Source organism: Streptomyces sp. MH60 (genome assembly GCF_002939385.1).
Taxonomy (GTDB): domain Bacteria; phylum Actinomycetota; class Actinomycetes; order Streptomycetales; family Streptomycetaceae; genus Streptomyces.
The window spans coordinates 1-18,917 of the sequence record NZ_MULI01000064.1 but is presented as its reverse complement, the minus strand read 5'-3'; the positions used below and the strand labels follow the sequence as shown (position 1 = coordinate 18,917).

Genomic DNA, 18,917 nt, shown 5'->3' with positions numbered 1-18,917 from the left:
AATCGCTCGATACCTGCTGACTTGTGTTCAGGCGTCCGGGGCGGCGCGGTGTGTTACCAACACTCGGGGGTGTGGTGACAATCGATCCCAGGGGTGGCGACCGGACGATGGACGAGACCGGGCCCGCCGGGCCGCTGCCGTACGAAGGTGTCTGGCGGTTCACCGCCCCCGCCGTGGACGCCTCGGTGCCGCAGGCCCGGCATGCCGTGCGCGACCTGCTGACCCGCCAGGGCGTGCCGGTCTCCGACGACGTGACCCAGGCCCTGCTGCTGATCGTCTCGGAACTGGTCACGAACGCGGTCCGGCACGCGGCGGTGCTCTCGCCGGTGCTCGCCGTGGAGGTCGCCGTCGGACCCGAGTGGGTGCGGGTGGCCGTGGAGGACGACCACCCCTACCGTCCGACCGCCCTGGAGACCGACCACGGCCGCACCGGCGGGCGCGGCCTGCTCCTGGTCCGTGAGATCACCCGGGAGGCGGGCGGGGCCTGCGACGTGGCCCACACCGCGAGCGGCGGCAAGGTGATCTGGGCCGCCCTGCCGCTCAAGCACGCCGCGCGCTAGGTCACCAGCCCGCGGACGGGCCCGTCAGCTCGCGGACGGCCGGCCGGGCCGCGTCCAGCACCGTCATGAACCACGCCGAGAAGGTGTCCCGCGCGTGCCGCTCGGTCAGCTCCGCCGGGGACACGAAGACCGTGTCCGCCACCTCCTCCGGGTCCGGGCGCGGCTCGGCCTGCACCAGGCCGACGAAGAGGTGGTTGTACTCCTGCTCGACCAGCCCCGAGGCCGGGTCCGGGTGGTTGTAGCGCACCGTGCCCGCCTCGGCGAGCAGGGAGGGCGACACCCCCAGCTCCTCGAACGTCCGCCGGGCCGCCGCGGCGAACGGCGCCTCGCCGGGGTAGGGGTGGCCGCAGCAGGTGTTCGACCACACGCCGGGGGAGTGGTACTTGCCCAGGGCCCGCTGCTGGATCAGCAGCCGCCCCCGCTCGTCGAAGAGGAACACGGAGAAGGCGCGGTGCAGCCGCCCCGGCGGCTGGTGCGCGGAGAGCTTCTCCGCGGTGCCGATCGTCACGCCGTTCTCGTCGACCAGTTCCAGCAAAATCGCGTCTGCGGTGCCGTTCGACGAGCTGGGCGTCGCGGTGGCAGGAGTGATCGGCATACCCATCCTTCACATCGGTCCTCGCGCCCCAAGTGTGCCGTACGAATCCGGCACTCTCGGCACTTCCCGGCACACCCGCATGTCCCGCGGGCCCGTGTCGGCACCGGGGGCGGCCGGCCGGACGCCGAGCAGGGGTCCGATGAGTGAGCGTTCCCGGGCCGCGGCCCCGGAACCCTTCCGTCGGAGCGATCGGCGGCGCGTGCCGGTGCGTGCGCGCCCCCGTCGTCCGCCGTGCCGCCCCGGCTCAGTGGCAGAGCCGGGCCTCGTGCTCCGCGTGACCGCTGGGCTCCAGCTGGAAGGTGCAGTGCTCCACGTCGAAGTGGTCGCCCAGGCAGCCCTGCAGCTCGTGGAGCATCTTCTCGTGGCCGATCGCGTTGAGCGCGTCGCCGTTCACCACCACGTGCGCCGACAGCACGGGCAGGCCCGAGGTGATGGTCCACGCGTGCAGGTCGTGCACGTCCTCGACCCCGTCCAGGGCCAGTAGGTGGGCGCGCACCTCGGCGATGTCCACGCCCTTGGGAGCCGCCTCCAGGAGCACGTCCAGGGTCTCGCGCAGCAGGCGCAAGGTGCGCGGGACGATCATCAGACCGATGAGCAGCGACGCGATCGGGTCGGCCGGCTGCCAGCCCGTGGCCAGGATCACCAGCGCCGAGACGATCACCGCCAGGGAGCCCAGCGCGTCGGCGGCCACCTCCAGGAAGGCGCCCCGCACGTTCAGGCTCTCCTTCTGGCCGCGCATCAGCAGCGACAGCGACACCATGTTCGCCACCAGGCCGATCGCGCCGAAGACGACGGTCGGGCCGCCCGCGGTGTCGGCCGGCGTGACGAACCGGTCGATCGCCTCGTACAGGACGTAACCGCCGACCCCGAGCAGCAGCAGACAGTTGGCCAGGGCGGCGAGGATCTCGGCGCGGGCGTAGCCGAAGGTGCGGCGGTCGCTCGGCGGGCGGCTCGCGAAGTGGACGGCCAGCAGGGCCATGCCGAGCCCCAGGGCGTCCGTCGCCATGTGCGCGGCGTCGGCGATCAGCGCGAGCGAGTCGGCGAGCAGCCCGCCGACGATCTCGACGACCATGACGGTGAGGGTGATCGCCAGCGCCGCCCGCAGCCTGCCCCGGTAGGCGGCCGTCGCCGTCCCGCCGGCGTGCCCGCCGTGCGCGTGCCCGTGATCGTGCCCAGCCCCCATGAGAAAGCCGCCTCCCTGTGCGTCCCGGCGTCCGGTGTCCCGGCGCCCGGATGACAGTCAACTACGGGTAGGGGGTATCGGGCAACGCGGCACTGAACACCGTTGTCATCTGCTCTGACCTGCGAAAACGTTCCGCAGGTCAGGGCGCTGGAAGGAATCCGGAGGTGCGGCTTCCGCCTTGGGGCGCCCACGGTAGCCAAGGGGCGCCCTGACCCTGTGCGCGCGACCGCCGACACAGTGTGATGTCCGCGATGCCCGGTCTGGGAGCGCGGTTTGTGGGGCGGGCCCCGCATCCCTGATGATGATCGCGGCAAAGGCGGGAGCAAGCGGCGTCGACCGACCGTGAAACGGGCGGTGAACACGGCGTTCCCCGCATCCGATAACCTCTGCCGACATGCCGCCCGGGTGCCCCAGGCACGGGCGCTCCACCATGCACAGGCCCGGCGCCCAGGCGCCGGCACCAGGGAGTGAGTTCGGTTGCCGACCGCCATCCTCACCGGTCAGCCGGTCCCCGGTTCGTCGATCGAGAGCGAGCTGCGGTCCCTGGGCTTCGACGTGCACCTCGCCTCGGATGCCGCCGACACCGAGACCCTCCTCGCCCGGGCTCCCGGCGAGGAACGGGTCGCCGTGGTCGACGCCCGCTTCGTGGGCCACCCGCACGCCCTGCGCCTCGGCCTCACCGACCCCCGCTTCCCGCTCGCCGCGATCCCGGGCGCCGTGACCGCCCAGCCGGCCGCCCGCCAGGCACTGACCCGCGCGATGGCCCGCGAGAACTCCGCGGGCGGCGGCAGCGCGCAGGGGGGTGCCCCCGCGCGAGCGAAGCCGAGCGTGGGGGAGGTGGACAGCCTCGCCGACCGGATCACCACCGCCCTCGACGCCGACGGCGCGGACGTGCACCGCCCCGAGCTGGGCAGCCTCGTCGCCGCCGTCCCCGCCGACCCGCAGGCCCGCAACGAGGCACGGCAGGCCGTCGCCGCCGTCGACGACGAGGCCGTACGCCTGAAGTCGGCGGTCAAGGCCCGCGACGGCTTCGTCACCACCTTCCTCATCAGCCCGTACTCCCGCTACATCGCCCGCTGGTGCGCGCGGCGCGGGCTGACGCCCAACCAGGTCACCACCGCCTCGCTGATCACCGCGCTCATAGCGGCGGGCTGCGCCGCCACCGGCACTCGCGCCGGGTTCGTCGCCGCCGGTGTGCTGCTCATCGCCTCCTTCGTCCTCGACTGCACCGACGGACAGCTGGCCCGCTACTCCCTGCAGTACTCCACGCTCGGCGCCTGGCTCGACGCCACCTTCGACCGGGCCAAGGAGTACGCCTACTACGCGGGTCTCGGCCTCGGAGCCGCCCGCGGCGGCCATGACGACGTCTGGGCCCTCGCGCTCGGCGCGATGGTCCTCCAGACCTGTCGCCACGTCGTCGACTTCTCCTTCAACGAGGCCAATCACGACGCCTCGGCCAATACCAGCCCCACCGCCGCCCTCTCCGACAAGCTCGACAGCGTCGGCTGGACGGTCTGGGTGCGCCGCATGATCGTGCTGCCGATCGGCGAACGCTGGGCCATGATCGCGGTGCTGACCGCGCTCACCACGCCCCGGATCACCTTCTACGCGCTGCTGATCGGCTGCGCGTTCTCCGCGACGTACACCACCGCGGGCCGCGTCCTGCGCTCGCTGACCCGCAAGGCCGTGCGCACCGACCGGGCGGCGAAGGCGCTGGCCGACCTCGCCGACTCGGGACCGCTCGCCGAGGCGGCCGCCCGGGGCCTGCGCACCGCCGCCCGCCGACTGCCCGGCTTCACCGCCCCCGCCGTCGCCCTCCTCGGCGGTGCCGCCGTGGTCGCGACGGCCGCCCTCACCGACTTCGGCGGCCCCGGGCCGCTCGTCGCCGCGATCGTCTACGTGCTGACCTCGGCGCTCGCCGTCGCCCGCCCCCTCAAGGGCGCCCTCGACTGGCTGGTCCCGCCGTTCTTCCGGGCCGCGGAGTACCTCACCGTCCTGGTACTGGCCGCGAAAGCCGACGTGAACGGGGCCCTTCCGGCGGCTTTCGGGCTGGTGGCCGCGGTCGCCTACCATCACTACGACACGGTCTACCGCATCCGCGGCGACGCGGGCGCGCCGCCGCAGTGGCTGGTGCGGACGATCGGGGGGCACGAGGGCCGCACGCTGGTGATCTGCGTGCTGGCCGTGCTGCTCACCGCCACACAGTTCAAGGTCGCGCTCACGGTCCTCGCCGTGGCCGTGGCACTCGTGGTGCTCGTCGAGAGCATCCGCTTCTGGGTCGCCGCCCACAAGGTCGGCGCGCCCGCCGTACACGACGAAGGAGAACCCGCATGATCGGCCTCGTGCTGGCGGCCGGCGCCGGCCGGCGTCTGCGTCCCTACACCGACACCCTGCCCAAGGCACTGGTGCCGGTCGGCCCCGAGGGGGCGGAGGACAGCATCACGGTGCTGGACCTGACCCTGGCGAACTTCGCCGAGGTCGGCCTGACCGAGGTCGGGATCATCGTCGGCTACCGCAAGGAGGCCGTGTACGACCGCAAGGAGGAGCTGGAGCGGAAGTACGGCGTCAAGCTCACCCTCATCGACAACGACAAGGCCGAGGAGTGGAACAACGCCTACTCCCTGTGGTGCGGCCGTGACGCCCTCAAGGACGGCGTGATCCTCGCCAACGGCGACACCGTGCACCCGGTCTCCGTCGAGAAGACCCTGCTCGCCGCCCGCGGCGACGGCAAGAAGATCATCCTCGCCCTCGACACGGTGAAGAGCCTCGCCGAGGAGGAGATGAAGGTCGTCGTCGACCCCGACAAGGGCGTCCAGCGCATCACCAAGCTGATGGACCCCGCCGAGGCGACCGGCGAGTACATCGGCGTCACCCTCATCGAGGGCGAGGCCGCCGCGGAGCTGGCCGACGCGCTGAAGGCCACCTTCGAGCGCGACCCGCAGCTGTACTACGAGGACGGCTACCAGGAGCTGGTCAACCGCGGCTTCAAGGTCGACGTGGCGCCGATCGGCGACGTCAAGTGGGTCGAGATCGACAACCACGACGACCTCGCCAAGGGCAGGGAGATCGCGTGCCAGTACTGACGAGGCTCATCCCGTCGCCGGTCGTCGTGGACATCCGCGCGGGTGCCCTCGACGACCTGGGGGCTGTCCTCGCCGACGAGCGCATCTCCCACTCGGGCAAGCTCGCCGTCGCCGTCAGCGGCGGTTCCGGCGCCCGGCTGCGCGACCGCGTCGCCCCGTCCCTGCCCGGCGCCGACTGGTACGAGGTCGGCGGCGGCACCCTGGACGACGCCATCAAGCTGGCCGGCGCCATGAAGGGCGGCCACTACGACGCGGTCGTCGGTCTCGGCGGCGGCAAGATCATCGACTGCGCCAAGTTCGCGGCGGCGCGCATCGGCCTCCCGCTGGTCGCCGTGCCGACCAACCTCGCGCACGACGGCCTGTGCTCCCCGGTCGCCACCCTCGACAACGACGCGGGCCGCGGCTCCTACGGCGTGCCGAACCCGATCGCCGTCGTCATCGACCTGGACGTGGTGCGCGCCGCCCCGGCCCGCTTCGTGCGCGCCGGCATCGGCGACGCCGTCTCCAACGTCTCCGCGATCGCGGACTGGGAGCTGGCCAACCGGGTCAAGGGCGAGAAGATCGACGGTCTGGCCGCCGCGATGGCCCGGCAGGCCGGCGAGGCCGTGCTGCGGCACCCCGGTGGCATCGGCGACAACGACTTTCTCCAGGTGCTGGCCGAGGCACTGGTCCTCACCGGCATCGCCATGTCGGTCTCCGGCGACTCGCGGCCCGCCTCCGGCGCCTGCCACGAGATCAACCACGCCTTCGACCTGCTCTTCCCCACCCGCGCGGCCTCCCACGGCGAGCAGTGCGGCCTGGGCGCGGCCTTCGCGATGTACCTGCGCGGGGCCCACGAGGAGTCCGCCCACATGGCCGAGGTCCTGCGGCGGCACGGGCTGCCGGTGCTGCCCGAGGAGATCGGGTTCACGCCCGAGGAGTTCTTCCGGGCCGTGGAGTTCGCCCCCCAGACGCGGCCCGGCCGTTACACGATCCTCGAGCACCTCGACCTGAAAACCGACCAGATCAAGGACCTGTACGCCGACTATGTCAAGGCCATCGGTAGCTGAACTACGCCCGGTCGTCCATCCCGCGGGAGTCAAGGACCGGCGCAGCGGTGAGCACTGGGCGGGACGCCTCTACATGCGCGAGGTCTCGCTGCGGATCGACCGCTACCTGGTGAACACCAGGATCACGCCCAACCAGCTCACGTACCTGATGACCGTCTGCGGCGTGCTCGCGGCCCCGGCGCTGCTCGTGCCGGGCATCTGGGGCGCGGTGCTCGGCGTGGTCGCGGTCCAGCTGTACCTGCTGCTGGACTGCGTCGACGGCGAGATCGCCCGCTGGCGGAAGCAGTACTCGCTCGGCGGCGTCTACCTGGACCGGGTCGGCGCCTACCTGACCGACGCCGCCGTCCTGGTCGGCCTCGGCCTGCGCGCCGCCGACCTCTGGGGCACCGGACGCATCGACTGGCTGTGGGCCTTCCTCGGCACCCTGGCCGCCCTCGGCGCGATCCTGATCAAGGCCGAGACCGACCTGGTGGGCGTCGCCCGGCACCAGAACGGGATGCCCCCGGTCAAGGAGGCCGCCTCCGAGATCCGCTCCTCCGGCATGGCGCTGGCCCGCCGGGCCGCCGGGGCGCTCAAGTTCCACCGGCTGATCCTCGGCATCGAGGCGTCCCTGCTGATCCTGGTCCTCGCCATCGTCGACCAGGCCCGCGGCGACCTGTTCTTCACCCGCCTCGGCACCGCCGTACTCGCCGGCATCGCGCTGCTGCAGACCCTGCTGCACCTGGTGTCCATCCTCGCCTCCAGCAGGCTGAAGTGAGCGCGCCCATGAAGGTCGGCGCCGTCGTCATCACGATGGGCAACCGCCCCGAGGAGCTGCGTGCCCTGCTCGACTCGGTCGCGAAGCAGGACGGCGACCCGGTCGAGGTGGTCGTGGTCGGCAACGGCTCGCCCGTCCCGGAGGTGCCGGACGGCGTGCGCACCGTCGAGCTGCCCGAGAACCTGGGCATCCCCGGCGGCCGCAACGTCGGCATCGAGGCCTTCGGACCGGGCGGCAGCGACGTCGACGTCCTGCTCTTCCTCGACGACGACGGCCTGCTCGCCCGCACCGACACCGCCGAGCTGTGCCGCCAGGCGTTCGCCGCCGACGACGAGCTGGGCATCATCAGCTTCCGCATCGCCGACCCGGAGACCGGCGAGACCCAGCGCCGGCACGTCCCGCGGCTGCGCGCCTCGGACCCGATGCGCTCCTCCCGGGTCACCACCTTCCTCGGCGGCGCCAACGCCGTGCGCACCCGCGTCCTCACCCAGGTCGGCGGGCTGCCGGACGCGTTCTTCTACGCCCACGAGGAGACCGACCTGGCCTGGCGGGCCCTCGACGCGGGCTGGATGATCGACTACCGGTCCGACATGGTGCTGAACCACCCCACGACCGCGCCGTCCCGGCACGCGGTCTACCACCGCATGGTCGCCCGCAACCGGGTCTGGCTCGCCCGCCGCAACCTCCCCGCGCTCCTGGTCCCGGTCTACCTCGGCGTCTGGATGCTGCTCACCCTGCTGCGCCGGCCGTCGCGACCTGCCCTGAAGGCCTGGTTCGGCGGCTTCCGCGAGGGCTGGGGCACCCCGTGCGGTCCCCGCCGGCCCATGCGGTGGCGTACGGTGTGGCGCCTGACCCGGCTGGGCCGCCCCCCGGTGATCTGACAAGCTCGTACCCGAGAGCGTTCCGGCCCCGACCGGGGCCACCAGGTCCATGCCAGGCCCGCGCGGCCGAGCGTTTCCGAAGACGAAAGTTTCCACCAGTGAGTGAGACAACGCACGACGGCACGGTCGCCATGACCAAGCCCGTGTCGCCCGACGAGGGCCTCACACCGGCCCGGCTCGCCGCCAAGTACGGGCTGACCGTGAGCGGTGCCAGACCTTCCCTCATGGAGTACGTCCGTCAGCTCTGGGGCCGGCGGCACTTCATCCTCGCCTTCTCCCAGGCGAAGCTGACCGCCCAGTACAGCCAGGCCAAGCTCGGCCAGCTGTGGCAGGTGGCCACCCCGCTGCTGAACGCGTTCGTCTACTTCGCGATCTTCGGCCTGATCCTCAACGCGGGCAAGGGCATGCCCAAGGACGTGTACATCCCGTTCCTGGTGACGGGGGTGTTCGTCTTCACCTTCACCCAGTCCTCCGCGATGGCGGGCGTGCGCGCCATCTCCGGCAACCTCGGACTGGTGCGGGCGCTGCACTTCCCGCGCGCCTCGCTGCCCATCTCCTTCGCGCTCCAGCAGCTCCAGCAACTGCTGGCCTCGATGATCGTCCTGTTCGCGGTGGTCATCGGCTTCGGCAGCTACCCCTCGCTGTCCTGGCTGCTGGTCCTGCCGGCGCTCGTCCTGCAGTTCCTGTTCAACATGGGCCTGGCGCTCATCGTGGCCCGCATGGGGGCCAAGACGCCGGACCTCGCGCAGCTGATGCCGTTCATCATGCGGACCTGGATGTACGCGTCGGGCGTCATGTTCTCCATCCCGATCATGCTGGAGGACAAGCCGGCCTGGCTCGCGGACGTGCTCCAGTGGAACCCGGCCGCCGTCTACATGGACCTGATCCGCTTCGCGCTGATCGACGGGTACGGCTCCGAGAACCTGCCGCCGCACGTGTGGGCGGTCGCACTGGGCTGGGCCGTGGTCCTCGCCGCGGGCGGCTTCGTGTACTTCTGGAAGGCGGAGGAGAGGTACGGCCGTGGCTGAGCAGCAGCAGGACCAGCGGGTGCCGACGGTCATCGCGGACGAGCTGCACATCGTCTACCGCGTCAACGGCGCCAGGACCGGCAAGGGCAGCGCCACCGCCGCCCTGAGCCGCATTCTCAAGAGAGGCTCCGACGACGCGGCGCGGGGCGTGCGCAAGGTGCACGCCGTGCGCGGGGTCTCCTTCACCGCGTACCGGGGCGAGGCCATCGGCCTGATCGGCTCCAACGGCTCCGGCAAGTCGACGCTGCTGCGGGCCATCGCGGGTCTGCTGCCGGCCGAGCGCGGCAAGGTCTACACCGACGGCCAGCCCTCCCTGCTGGGTGTGAACGCGGCCCTGATGAACGACCTGACCGGCGAGCGGAACGTCATCCTCGGCGGACTGGCGATGGGCATGACCCGCGAGCAGATCAAGGAGCGCTACCAGGACATCGTCGACTTCTCCGGCATCAACGAGAAGGGCGACTTCATCACCCTGCCGATGCGCACCTACTCCTCCGGCATGGCCGCCCGGCTGCGCTTCTCCATCGCCGCCGCCAAGGACCACGACGTCCTGATGATCGACGAGGCCCTGGCCACCGGCGACCGCAAGTTCCAGACCCGCTCCGAGGAGCGCATCCGGGAACTGAAGAAGGAGGCCGGCACCGTCTTCCTGGTCAGCCACAACAACAAGTCCATCCGCGACACCTGCAACCGGGTCCTGTGGCTGGAGCGCGGCGAGCTGCGCATGGACGGCCCGACCGACGAGGTGCTCAAGGAGTACGAGAAGTTCACGGGCAAGTAGCCCGACACGCCGAGGCCCCGCCGGAACTGTTCCGGCGGGGCCCCGCGTGTGCAAAGGAAACGTCAACTCCTGGCGTTCTCAGGAATCTTGAAGTCGATCGGTGTGTTGTTGTGATGCGCAGTGCACCCCGACGGACGCCCGTGAGTTGTACAACGTAAGCTGGACCGGTCCCGAATCGCGGCACATGGGGCGATAATGCCCGACACCCTTGAGCGGGCCTGCCGCGCGGGTGGCGGGGCGGCGTGTCCGAAATAGTGTGTATTGGGTCGGCAGTGTAGAACGGGAGATGTGACGGCAATGGCTACGGAAACTCCCCAGCTCCGCGAAGCGTGCGCCGTCCCCGCCCAGGGCAGCCCGCGATGACGGCCACCGACACGGCGCACGCCGTCGATCCGGAGCGCGGCACCCTCGCCAAGGCCGCCGACGAGAACTTCCCGGTCGCCCCCTTCTTCCTGCCCCGCGCCTGGCGCACCGACCTGATGGCGGTGTACGGCTTCGCCCGCCTCGTCGACGACATCGGTGACGGCGACCTCGCCCCGGGCGGAGCGGACGCCCGCCTCCTCGGCGTCCCCGAGGACCGCGCCGACGACCGGCTGCTGATGCTGGACGCCTTCGAGGCGGACCTGCGCCGTGTGTTCGACGGCCCCCACGGATCGGACGGCTCCGACGGCCCGCCCCGTCACCCGCTGCTGCGCCGTCTGGTGCCCACGGTGCGCCGCCGCGCGCTGACCCCCGAGCCCTTCCTCGGCCTGATCGCCGCCAATCGCCAGGACCAACTGGTCGCACGGTACGAGACGTACGACGACCTGCTCGCCTACTGCGAGCTGTCCGCCAACCCGGTCGGCCGTCTCGTCCTGGCCGTCACCGGCACCTCCACCCCCGAACGGATCCGCCGCTCCGACGAGATCTGCACCGCCCTGCAGATCGTCGAGCACCTCCAGGACGTCGCCGAGGACCTGGGCCGGGACCGCGTCTACCTGCCCGCCGAGGACATGAAACGTTTCCACGTCCGGGAGACGGACCTCGCCGCGCCCACCGCCAACGCGTCCGTGCGCGCCCTGATCGCCTACGAGGCCGGACGCGCCCGCGACCTGCTGAATGAAGGAGCCCCCCTGGTGGGTAGCGTCCACGGCAGGCTGCGGCTGCTCCTGGCGGGCTTCGTGGCGGGTGGAAGGGCGGCGCTCCGCGCGATCGCCGCGGCGGATCACGACGTACTTCCCGGCCCGCCCAAGTCAGGCAAGGTCCACTTGCTGCGCGAGGCGGGCGTGGTCCTGCGAGGAGAGGGGTGATCGGGTCCGTGGAGTCGTCAGCGAACACGTCGGCACCGGTGCTCGCCGCCTACAGCTACTGCGAGACCGTCACCGGTCAGCAGGCACGTAACTTCGCCTACGGCATCCGGCTGCTGCCCACGCCCAAGCGGCGGGCGATGTCCGCGCTGTACGCGTTCTCGCGCCGGGTCGACGACATCGGTGACGGGGTGCTGGCGGACGACGTCAAGGTCGCCCGGCTGGACGAGACCCGGGCCGTGCTCGCCCGGATCCAGGACGGCGCGGTCGACGAGGACGACACCGATCCGGTCGCCGTCGCCCTCGCCCACGCGGCCGGGCGGTTCCCGATCCCGCTCGGCGGCCTGGACGAGCTGATCGACGGCGTCCAGATGGACCTGCGGGGCGAGACCTACGAGACCTGGGACGACCTGAAGGTCTACTGCCGCTGTGTGGCGGGCGCCATCGGACGCCTCTCGCTCGGGGTCTTCGGCACCGAACCGGGGGCGCGCGGCGCCGAGCGCGCGCCCGAGTACGCCGATACGCTCGGTCTCGCGCTCCAGCTCACCAACATCCTGCGCGACGTCCGGGAGGACGCCGAGGGCGGCCGCACCTACCTGCCCGCCGACGACCTCGCCAAGTTCGGCTGCTCGGCCGGCTTCGACGGACCCACACCACCCGAGGGCTCCGACTTCGCGGGCCTCGTGCACTTCGAAGTGCGTCGGGCCCGCGCCCTTTTCGCCGAGGGCTACCGGCTGCTGCCCATGCTCGACCGGCGCAGCGGCGCCTGCGTGGCCGCCATGGCCGGCATCTACCGCCGCCTCCTGGACCGCATCGAGCGCGACCCCGAGGCCGTGCTGCGCGGCCGGGTCTCCCTGCCGGGACGCGAGAAGGCGTATGTCGCCGTGCGCGGTCTGTCCGGCCTCGACACCCGGCACGTCACCCGGCGGACCGTCAGGAGGCGCGCCTGATGGACACACCGGGCACACTGGACGCCCAGGACCCGCACGGAACCACCGGCGGACAACGGCGGGCAACCCTCCGGTGGCGGTCGGCGTCCCTGACTGAGACGGTCGGCCGTACGCAGTTCAAACACCACGGCGACCGGACCGGGAAGGGCGCACCATGACGCAGGGCAACGGCACGCGCGAGGGCGGCGTGCTCGCGGACGTCTCGGCCCTCGGCCCCGGCGGGCACGCCGTCGTGGTCGGCGGCGGACTCGCGGGGGTCACCACCGCGCTCGCACTCGCCGACGCCGGCGTGCGCGTCACCCTGCTCGAAGGACGCCCACGCCTCGGCGGGCTCGCCTTCTCCTTCCAGCGCGGCGACCTCACCGTCGACAACGGCCAGCACGTGTACCTGCGCTGCTGCACCGCCTACCGGTGGTTCCTCGACCGGATCGGCGGAGCGGCGCTCGCACCGGTGCAGAACCGTCTCGACGTGCCCGTGGTCGACCTGGCGCGGCCCGAGGGCAACCGGCTCGGCAGACTGCGGCGCGACGCGCTGCCCGTACCCCTGCATCTGGGGCGCAGCCTGGCGGCCTACCCGCACCTCTCCCTCGCCGAACGCGCCTCGGTGGGGCGTGCCGCGCTCGCGCTGAAGGGGCTCGACCTCGCCGATCCGGCCCTGGACACCCAGGACTTCGGCAGCTGGCTGACCGCGCACGGTCAGTCGGCGCGTGCCGTCGAGGCCCTGTGGGACCTGGTCGGGGTCGCCACCCTCAACGCGGTCGCGGGCGACGCCTCGCTGGGGCTCGCCGCGATGGTGTTCAAGACCGGTCTGCTGTCCGACCCGGGAGCGGCCGACATCGGGTGGGCCCGCGTCCCGCTGGGCGAACTGCACGACCGGCTGGCCCGCAAGGCGCTCGACTCCGCGGGCGTCCGTACCGAGGTCCGTACACGCGTCACCTCCGTCTCTGTAAACGAGAACGGCGGCTGGAGCGTTCAGGTTCCCGGCGAGACGCTCGAAGCGGACGCGGTCGTCCTCGCCGTACCCCAGCGCGAGGCGTACGACCTGCTGCCGGACGGCGCGCTGGACGCCCCGGACGACCTTCTGCGGATCGGCACCGCGCCGATCCTCAACATCCACGTGGTCTACGACCGCAAGGTGCTCGCCGCACCGTTCCTCACCGCCCTCGGTACCCCGGTGCAGTGGGTGTTCGACCGTACCGAGGCCTCCGGACTGAAGGAGGGTCAGTACCTGGCGCTCTCCCAGTCGACGGCGCAGAACGAGATCGACGAGCCCGTGGCCGCGCTGCGCGAGCGGTACCTGCCGGAACTGGAGCGGCTGCTGCCCCGCACCCGGGGTGCCGAGGTGAAGGACTTCTTCGTGACCAGGGAGCGCACCGCGACGTTCGCCCCCGCCCCCGGCGTCGGCCGCCTGAGGCCCGGCGCCCGCACCAAGGCACCCGGCCTCTACCTGGCCGGGGCGTGGACCGCCACCGGGTGGCCCGCGACCATGGAGAGTGCGGTTCGCAGCGGTGTCGGAGCGGCGGCCGCCGCGCTCGGCACCCCGGGCCGGTCCCGCGGCCTCCTGCCCGACTTCTTCGAGGAGGCGGCGTGAGAGCCGATCCACGCGGGACCGGCTCCCGCACTCCCGGCACCGCAACTGGAGGAAAGACTGTGCCCACTGTGCCCCCGGCCCCCAAGGCCGATCGACGGACCACGGTGGACGTGACCGCGCTTCTGGAGCGCGGCCGGACCCTGGCCACGCCGGTCCTGCGGGCGGCGGTCGACCGACTGGCCCCTCCCATGGACACCGTCGCCGCCTACCACTTCGGCTGGATCGACGCCCAGGGCAACCCCGCGCACGGTGACGGCGGCAAGGCCGTCCGCCCCGCGCTCGCCGTGCTCTCCGCCGAGGTGACCGGCGCCGCGCCCGAGGTCGGCGTGCCCGGCGCGGTGGCCGTGGAACTGGTGCACAACTTCTCCCTCCTGCACGACGACCTGATGGACGGCGACGAGCAGCGCCGCCACCGCGACACCGTCTGGAAGGTGCACGGCCCCGCCCAGGCCATCCTGGTCGGCGACGCCCTGTTCGCCCTGGCCAACGAGGTGCTGCTGGAACTGGGCACCGTCGAGGCCGGCCGCGCCACCCGCCGCCTCACCAGCGCCACCCGGGCCCTGATCGACGGTCAGGCCCAGGACATCTCCTACGAGCACCGCGACCGCGTCAGCGTCGAGGAGTGCCTGGAGATGGAGGGCAACAAGACCGGCGCCCTGCTCGCCTCCGCCAGCTCCATCGGCGCGGTGCTCGGCGGCGCCGACGAGCGCACCGCCGACACCCTCGAGACGTACGGCTACCACCTCGGCCTCGCCTTCCAGGCCGTCGACGACCTGCTGGGCATCTGGGGCGACCCGGACGCCACCGGCAAGCAGACCTGGAGCGACCTGCGCCAGCGCAAGAAGTCGCTGCCGGTCGTCGCCGCCCTCGCCGCCGGGGGGCCTGCCTCCGAGCGGCTCGGCGAGATCCTCGCCGCCGACGCCAAGGCCAGTGACTTCGCGAACTTCTCGGAGGAGGAGTTCGCGGCCCGCGCCGCCCTCATCGAGGAAGCGGGCGGGCGGGAGTGGACCGCCGACGAGGCGCGTCGCCAGCACACCATCGCCATCGAAGCCCTCGACGCCGTCGACATGCCCGACCGGGTGCGGGACCGGTTCACGGCACTCGCGGACTTCGTCGTCGTACGAAAGAGATGATCATTATCGGTCGAATAGCCCTCGCGTAGTCGCCGGCCGGTGTCGTGGAGACACGAGCACCGGCCGACGGCGGACCCAGCAGACGCACCACGCACACTGCACGAAGGGGAAGCCATGACAGCGACGACCGACGGAAGCACCGGGGCCTCCCTGAGGCCCCTGGCAGCCTCGGCCAGCGACACCGACATCACGATCCCCGCCGCGGCGGCCGGGGCACCAGAAGCCGCCGCACGCGCCACCCGGCGCGCCACCGACTTCCTGCTCTCCCAGCAGGACGACGAGGGCTGGTGGAAGGGCGACCTCGAGACGAACGTCACGATGGACGCCGAGGACCTGCTCCTGCGTCAGTTCCTGGGCATCCAGGACGAGGAGACCACCCGCGCCGCCGCCCTGTTCATCCGCGGCGAGCAGCGCGAGGACGGCACCTGGGCCACCTTCTACGGCGGCCCCGGCGAACTGTCCACCACCATCGAGGCCTACCTCGCCCTCCGCCTGGCCGGCGACGCGCCCGACGCGCCCCACATGGCGCGGGCCGCCGAGTGGATCAGGTCCCGCGGCGGCATCGCCTCCGCCCGGGTCTTCACCCGGATCTGGCTGGCCCTGTTCGGCTGGTGGAAGTGGGACGACCTGCCCGAACTCCCACCGGAGCTCATCTACTTCCCCACCTGGGCCCCGCTCAACATCTACGACTTCGGCTGCTGGGCCCGGCAGACCATCGTGCCGCTCACCATCGTGTCCGCCAAGCGGCCGGTGCGTCCCGCGCCCTTCCCGCTGGACGAACTGCACACCGACCCGGCCCGTCCCAACCCCACGCGCCCGCTCGCACCGGTGGCCAGCTGGGACGGCGCCTTCCAGCGCATCGACAAGGCCCTGCACGCCTACCGCAAGGTCGCCCCGCGCCGCCTGCGCCGGGCCGCGATGAACAGCGCCGCCCGCTGGATCATCGAGCGGCAGGAGAACGACGGCTGCTGGGGCGGCATCCAGCCCCCGGCGGTCTACTCGGTGATCGCGCTCTACCTGCTCGGCTACGACCTCGAACACCCCGTGATGCGCGCGGGACTCGAGTCGCTGGACCGTTTCGCCGTGTGGCGCGAGGACGGGGCCCGGATGATCGAGGCCTGCCAGTCCCCGGTGTGGGACACCTGCCTGGCCACCATCGCGCTGGCCGACGCGGGCGTGCCCGAGGACCACCCGCAACTGGTCAAGGCCTCCGACTGGATGCTGGGCGAACAGATCGTGCGTCCCGGCGACTGGTCGGTGAAACGCCCCGGACTCCCGCCCGGCGGCTGGGCGTTCGAGTTCCACAACGACAACTACCCCGACATCGACGACACCGCCGAGGTGGTGCTCGCCCTGCGCCGGGTCAAGCACCACGACCCGGAGCGGGTGGAGAAGGCCATCGGCCGCGGGGTGCGCTGGAACCTCGGCATGCAGTCCAAGAACGGCGCCTGGGGCGCCTTCGACGTCGACAACACCAGCGCCTTCCCGAACCGGCTGCCGTTCTGCGACTTCGGCGAGGTCATCGACCCGCCGTCCGCGGACGTCACCGCGCACGTCGTCGAGATGCTCGCCGTCGAGGGCCTCGCCCACGATCCGCGCACCCGCCGCGGCATCCAGTGGCTCCTGGACGCGCAGGAGGCGGACGGCTCGTGGTTCGGCCGCTGGGGCGTCAACTACGTCTACGGCACCGGGTCCGTGATCCCCGCCCTGACCGCCGCCGGGCTGCCCACCTCGCACCCGGCCATCCGGCGCGCGGTGCGCTGGCTGGAGTCCGTCCAGAACGAGGACGGCGGCTGGGGCGAGGACCTGCGCTCCTACCGCTACGTCCGGGAGTGGAGCGGCCGGGGCGCCTCGACCCCCTCGCAGACCGGCTGGGCGCTGATGGCCCTGCTGGCGGCGGGGGAGCGGGAGTCCAGGGCCGTGGAGCGCGGCATCGAGTGGCTCGCGGCCACCCAGCGGGAGGACGGCTCCTGGGACGAGCCCTACTTCACGGGAACCGGCTTCCCGTGGGACTTCTCCATCAACTACCACCTCTACCGCCAGGTCTTCCCCCTCACCGCGCTGGGCCGGTACGTCCACGGGGAGCCCTTCGCCAAGAAGCCCCGCGCGGCCGAGGCACCCACCGAGCCCGCCACGGCCGAGGTGAAGGGCAGCTGATGACCCCACGGACCGGCCCGTCCCCGCTGCTGATCGCCTGCGCGCTGGGCATCGAGCACTTCGCCCTGCGCACCGGCGACCGCGCCGGCGCCGGCGGGCCGGTCACCGTCCTGCGCACCGGCATGGGCCCCAAGGCGGCCGAACGCTCGGTCACCCGGGTCCTCGCCGACCCGGGTCTCGAATCCGCCGCGGTGCTCGCCACCGGCTTCTGCGCGGGACTGGCCCCCGGCATGCACCCCGGCGACCTGGTCGTCGCCGAGGAGACCCGGGACCCGCGCTCCACCGTCGCCTGCGTCGCGACCGACCGGCTCGTCAAGGAACTCGCACGAGCCGTCCCCGGGCGCACCGTCCACACCGGGCCGCTGACCGGCTCGGACCACGTCGTCCGCGGCCCCGAACGCGCCGACCTGCTCGCGACCGGCGCGATCGCCGTGGACATGGAGTCCGCGGCCACGCTCCTGAGCGCCGTCCGCACGGGCCCGCGCCCGGTTGCGGCCGTCCGAGTGGTCGTGGACGCTCCAGAACACGAACTCGTCCGGATCGGCACCGTGCGCGGTGGAATATCGGCTTTCCGCGTTCTTCGATCCGTTCTTCCCGCATTTTTCGAATGGCACCGTTCTTTGTTGCTCCCCCGGAGGTGAGCCCAGATGGCCATGCCCCTGCGCCAGTCCATCAAGGTCGCTACATACCTGGCCGAACAGAAGATTCGCCGACGGGACAAGTTCCCGCTCATCGTGGAGCTGGAACCGCTCTTCGCCTGCAACCTGGCGTGCGAGGGGTGCGGCAAGATCCAGCACCCCGCCGGTGTGCTCAAGCAGCGCATGCCGGTCGCGCAGGCCGTCGGGGCGGTGCTGGAATCGGGCGCGCCGATGGTCTCCATCGCCGGTGGCGAACCCTTGATGCACCCGCAGATCGACGAGATCGTGCGGCAGTTGGTGGCCAAGCGGAAGTACGTCTTCCTCTGCACCAACGCCATGCTCATGCGCAAGAAGATGGACAAGTTCACGCCCTCGCCGTACTTCGCCTTCGCGGTGCACATCGACGGACTGCGCGAGCGGCACGACGAGTCCGTGGCGAAGGAGGGCGTGTTCGACGAGGCCGTGGAGGCCATCAAGGAGGCCAAGCGGCGCGGCTTCCGGGTGACCACCAACTCGACCTTCTTCAACACCGACACCCCGCAGACCATCGTCGAGGTGCTCAACTTCCTCAACGACGACCTCAAGGTCGACGAGATGATGATCTCGCCCGCCTACGCCTACGAGAAGGCACCCGACCAGGAGCACTTCCTGGGCGTGGAGCAGACCCGCGAGCTGTTCAAGAAGGCGTTCTCGGGCGGCAACCGCGCCCGTTGGCGGCTCAACCACTCCCCGCTGTTCCTCGACTTCCTCGAGGGCAAGGTCGACTTCCCGTGCACCGCCTGGGCGATCCCCAACTACTCCCTCTTCGGCTGGCAGCGCCCCTGCTACCTGATGAGCGACGGATACGTCCCGACCTACCGGGAGCTGATCGAGGAAACCGACTGGGACAAGTACGGCCGGGGCAAGGACCCGCGCTGCGACAACTGCATGGCGCACTGCGGCTACGAGCCCACCGCCGTCCTGGCCACCATGGGCTCGCTCAAGGAGTCCCTGCGCGCCATGCGCGAGACCGTCTCCTCGAACCGGGAGTGATGTCATGACCGCCATCCCCTTGGGGCTCCCCGAGGTACCGGTCCGGCCGATCGCCGAGCGGCGCGTGTCGCGGCGGATCCAGGTCGGGCCGGTGGCGGTCGGGGGCGGGGCCCCGGTGTCGGTGCAGTCGATGACGACCACCCGTACGTCCGACATCGGGGCGACGCTCCAGCAGATCGCCGAGCTGACGGCGTCGGGCTGCCAGATCGTCCG

19 protein-coding genes are annotated in these 18,917 nt (G+C 71.8%); 17 read left to right on the top strand and 2 right to left on the bottom strand.

Annotated features, from left to right (window positions below; genetic code table 11):
• The first annotated feature begins 107 nt into the window (after nt 1-107).
• A complete protein-coding gene (locus BZZ08_RS29255) occupies nt 108-560 on the top strand; it encodes an ATP-binding protein (RefSeq protein ID WP_198601753.1) in 453 nt (150 codons plus the stop codon).
• Nucleotide 561: 1 nt separating this feature from the next.
• Here the strand turns inward: BZZ08_RS29255 and idi are convergent, their stop codons facing one another.
• The gene (idi, locus tag BZZ08_RS29250) at nt 562-1,155 is read right to left on the bottom strand and encodes an isopentenyl-diphosphate Delta-isomerase (protein WP_104635214.1); all 594 of its coding nucleotides are present in this window, start codon (nt 1,153-1,155) and stop codon (nt 562-564) included.
• Between the two features lie 244 nt (nt 1,156-1,399).
• A complete protein-coding gene (locus BZZ08_RS29245; protein ID WP_104635213.1) occupies nt 1,400-2,338 on the bottom strand; it encodes a cation diffusion facilitator family transporter in 939 nt (312 codons plus the stop codon).
• A 477-nt stretch (nt 2,339-2,815) separates the two neighbouring features.
• Here BZZ08_RS29245 and BZZ08_RS29235 point away from each other — a divergent pair, with 477 nt between their 5' ends.
• The 16 genes from BZZ08_RS29235 to BZZ08_RS29160 all read left to right on the top strand — a co-directional run.
• Nucleotides 2,816-4,672: a DUF5941 domain-containing protein gene (locus BZZ08_RS29235; RefSeq protein ID WP_104635211.1), complete on the top strand. Its 1,857-nt coding sequence runs from the start codon at nt 2,816-2,818 to the stop codon at nt 4,670-4,672.
• A complete protein-coding gene (locus BZZ08_RS29230) occupies nt 4,669-5,421 on the top strand; it encodes a phosphocholine cytidylyltransferase family protein (protein WP_104635210.1) in 753 nt (250 codons plus the stop codon). Before BZZ08_RS29235 ends, BZZ08_RS29230 begins: the two co-directional genes overlap by 4 nt.
• The gene (locus BZZ08_RS29225; protein ID WP_104635209.1) at nt 5,409-6,470 is read left to right on the top strand and encodes an iron-containing alcohol dehydrogenase family protein; all 1,062 of its coding nucleotides are present in this window, start codon (nt 5,409-5,411) and stop codon (nt 6,468-6,470) included. Before BZZ08_RS29230 ends, BZZ08_RS29225 begins: the two co-directional genes overlap by 13 nt.
• On the top strand, nt 6,448-7,227 hold the full coding sequence (locus BZZ08_RS29220; protein WP_198601752.1) for a CDP-alcohol phosphatidyltransferase family protein: 780 nt from the start codon (nt 6,448-6,450) through the stop codon (nt 7,225-7,227). The genes BZZ08_RS29225 and BZZ08_RS29220 overlap by 23 nt, the downstream gene beginning before the upstream one ends.
• 8 nt (nt 7,228-7,235) lie before the next feature.
• Entirely contained in the window at nt 7,236-8,108 is an 873-nt protein-coding gene (locus BZZ08_RS29215; protein WP_104635207.1) for a glycosyltransferase family 2 protein, read from the top strand.
• 98 nt (nt 8,109-8,206) lie between these two features.
• The gene (locus BZZ08_RS29210) at nt 8,207-9,136 is read left to right on the top strand and encodes an ABC transporter permease (RefSeq protein ID WP_104635206.1); all 930 of its coding nucleotides are present in this window, start codon (nt 8,207-8,209) and stop codon (nt 9,134-9,136) included.
• Entirely contained in the window at nt 9,129-9,917 is a 789-nt protein-coding gene (locus tag BZZ08_RS29205; RefSeq protein ID WP_198601751.1) for an ABC transporter ATP-binding protein, read from the top strand. Before BZZ08_RS29210 ends, BZZ08_RS29205 begins: the two co-directional genes overlap by 8 nt.
• 359 nt (nt 9,918-10,276) lie before the next feature.
• Nucleotides 10,277-11,206, top strand: coding sequence for a squalene synthase HpnC (hpnC, locus tag BZZ08_RS29200; RefSeq protein ID WP_104635205.1), 930 nt, complete (start codon nt 10,277-10,279; stop codon nt 11,204-11,206).
• Entirely contained in the window at nt 11,203-12,153 is a 951-nt protein-coding gene (gene hpnD, locus BZZ08_RS29195) for a presqualene diphosphate synthase HpnD (protein WP_198601750.1), read from the top strand. The genes hpnC and hpnD overlap by 4 nt, the downstream gene beginning before the upstream one ends.
• Complete coding sequence (locus tag BZZ08_RS39690) at nt 12,153-12,311, top strand: DUF6380 family protein (protein WP_104635204.1); 159 nt, start codon at nt 12,153-12,155, stop codon at nt 12,309-12,311. The genes hpnD and BZZ08_RS39690 overlap by 1 nt, the downstream gene beginning before the upstream one ends.
• Nucleotides 12,308-13,744, top strand: coding sequence for a hydroxysqualene dehydroxylase HpnE (gene hpnE, locus BZZ08_RS29185; RefSeq protein WP_104635203.1), 1,437 nt, complete (start codon nt 12,308-12,310; stop codon nt 13,742-13,744). Before BZZ08_RS39690 ends, hpnE begins: the two co-directional genes overlap by 4 nt.
• A gap of 68 nt (nt 13,745-13,812) precedes the next feature.
• Entirely contained in the window at nt 13,813-14,877 is a 1,065-nt protein-coding gene (locus tag BZZ08_RS29180; protein WP_198601758.1) for a polyprenyl synthetase family protein, read from the top strand.
• A 114-nt stretch (nt 14,878-14,991) separates the two neighbouring features.
• Nucleotides 14,992-17,034 carry a squalene--hopene cyclase gene (gene shc / locus BZZ08_RS29175; protein ID WP_104635201.1) on the top strand — a complete coding sequence of 681 codons (2,043 nt, stop codon included), beginning with the start codon at nt 14,992-14,994 and terminating at the stop codon, nt 17,032-17,034.
• Entirely contained in the window at nt 17,034-17,675 is a 642-nt protein-coding gene (locus tag BZZ08_RS29170; RefSeq protein WP_104635200.1) for a phosphorylase family protein, read from the top strand. Before shc ends, BZZ08_RS29170 begins: the two co-directional genes overlap by 1 nt.
• A gap of 6 nt (nt 17,676-17,681) precedes the next feature.
• A complete protein-coding gene (gene hpnH / locus BZZ08_RS29165) occupies nt 17,682-18,704 on the top strand; it encodes an adenosyl-hopene transferase HpnH (protein ID WP_104635199.1) in 1,023 nt (340 codons plus the stop codon).
• Between the two features lie 4 nt (nt 18,705-18,708).
• Nucleotides 18,709-18,917: flavodoxin-dependent (E)-4-hydroxy-3-methylbut-2-enyl-diphosphate synthase (locus tag BZZ08_RS29160; RefSeq protein ID WP_198601749.1), on the top strand; the 209-nt coding region annotated here is incomplete at its 3' end.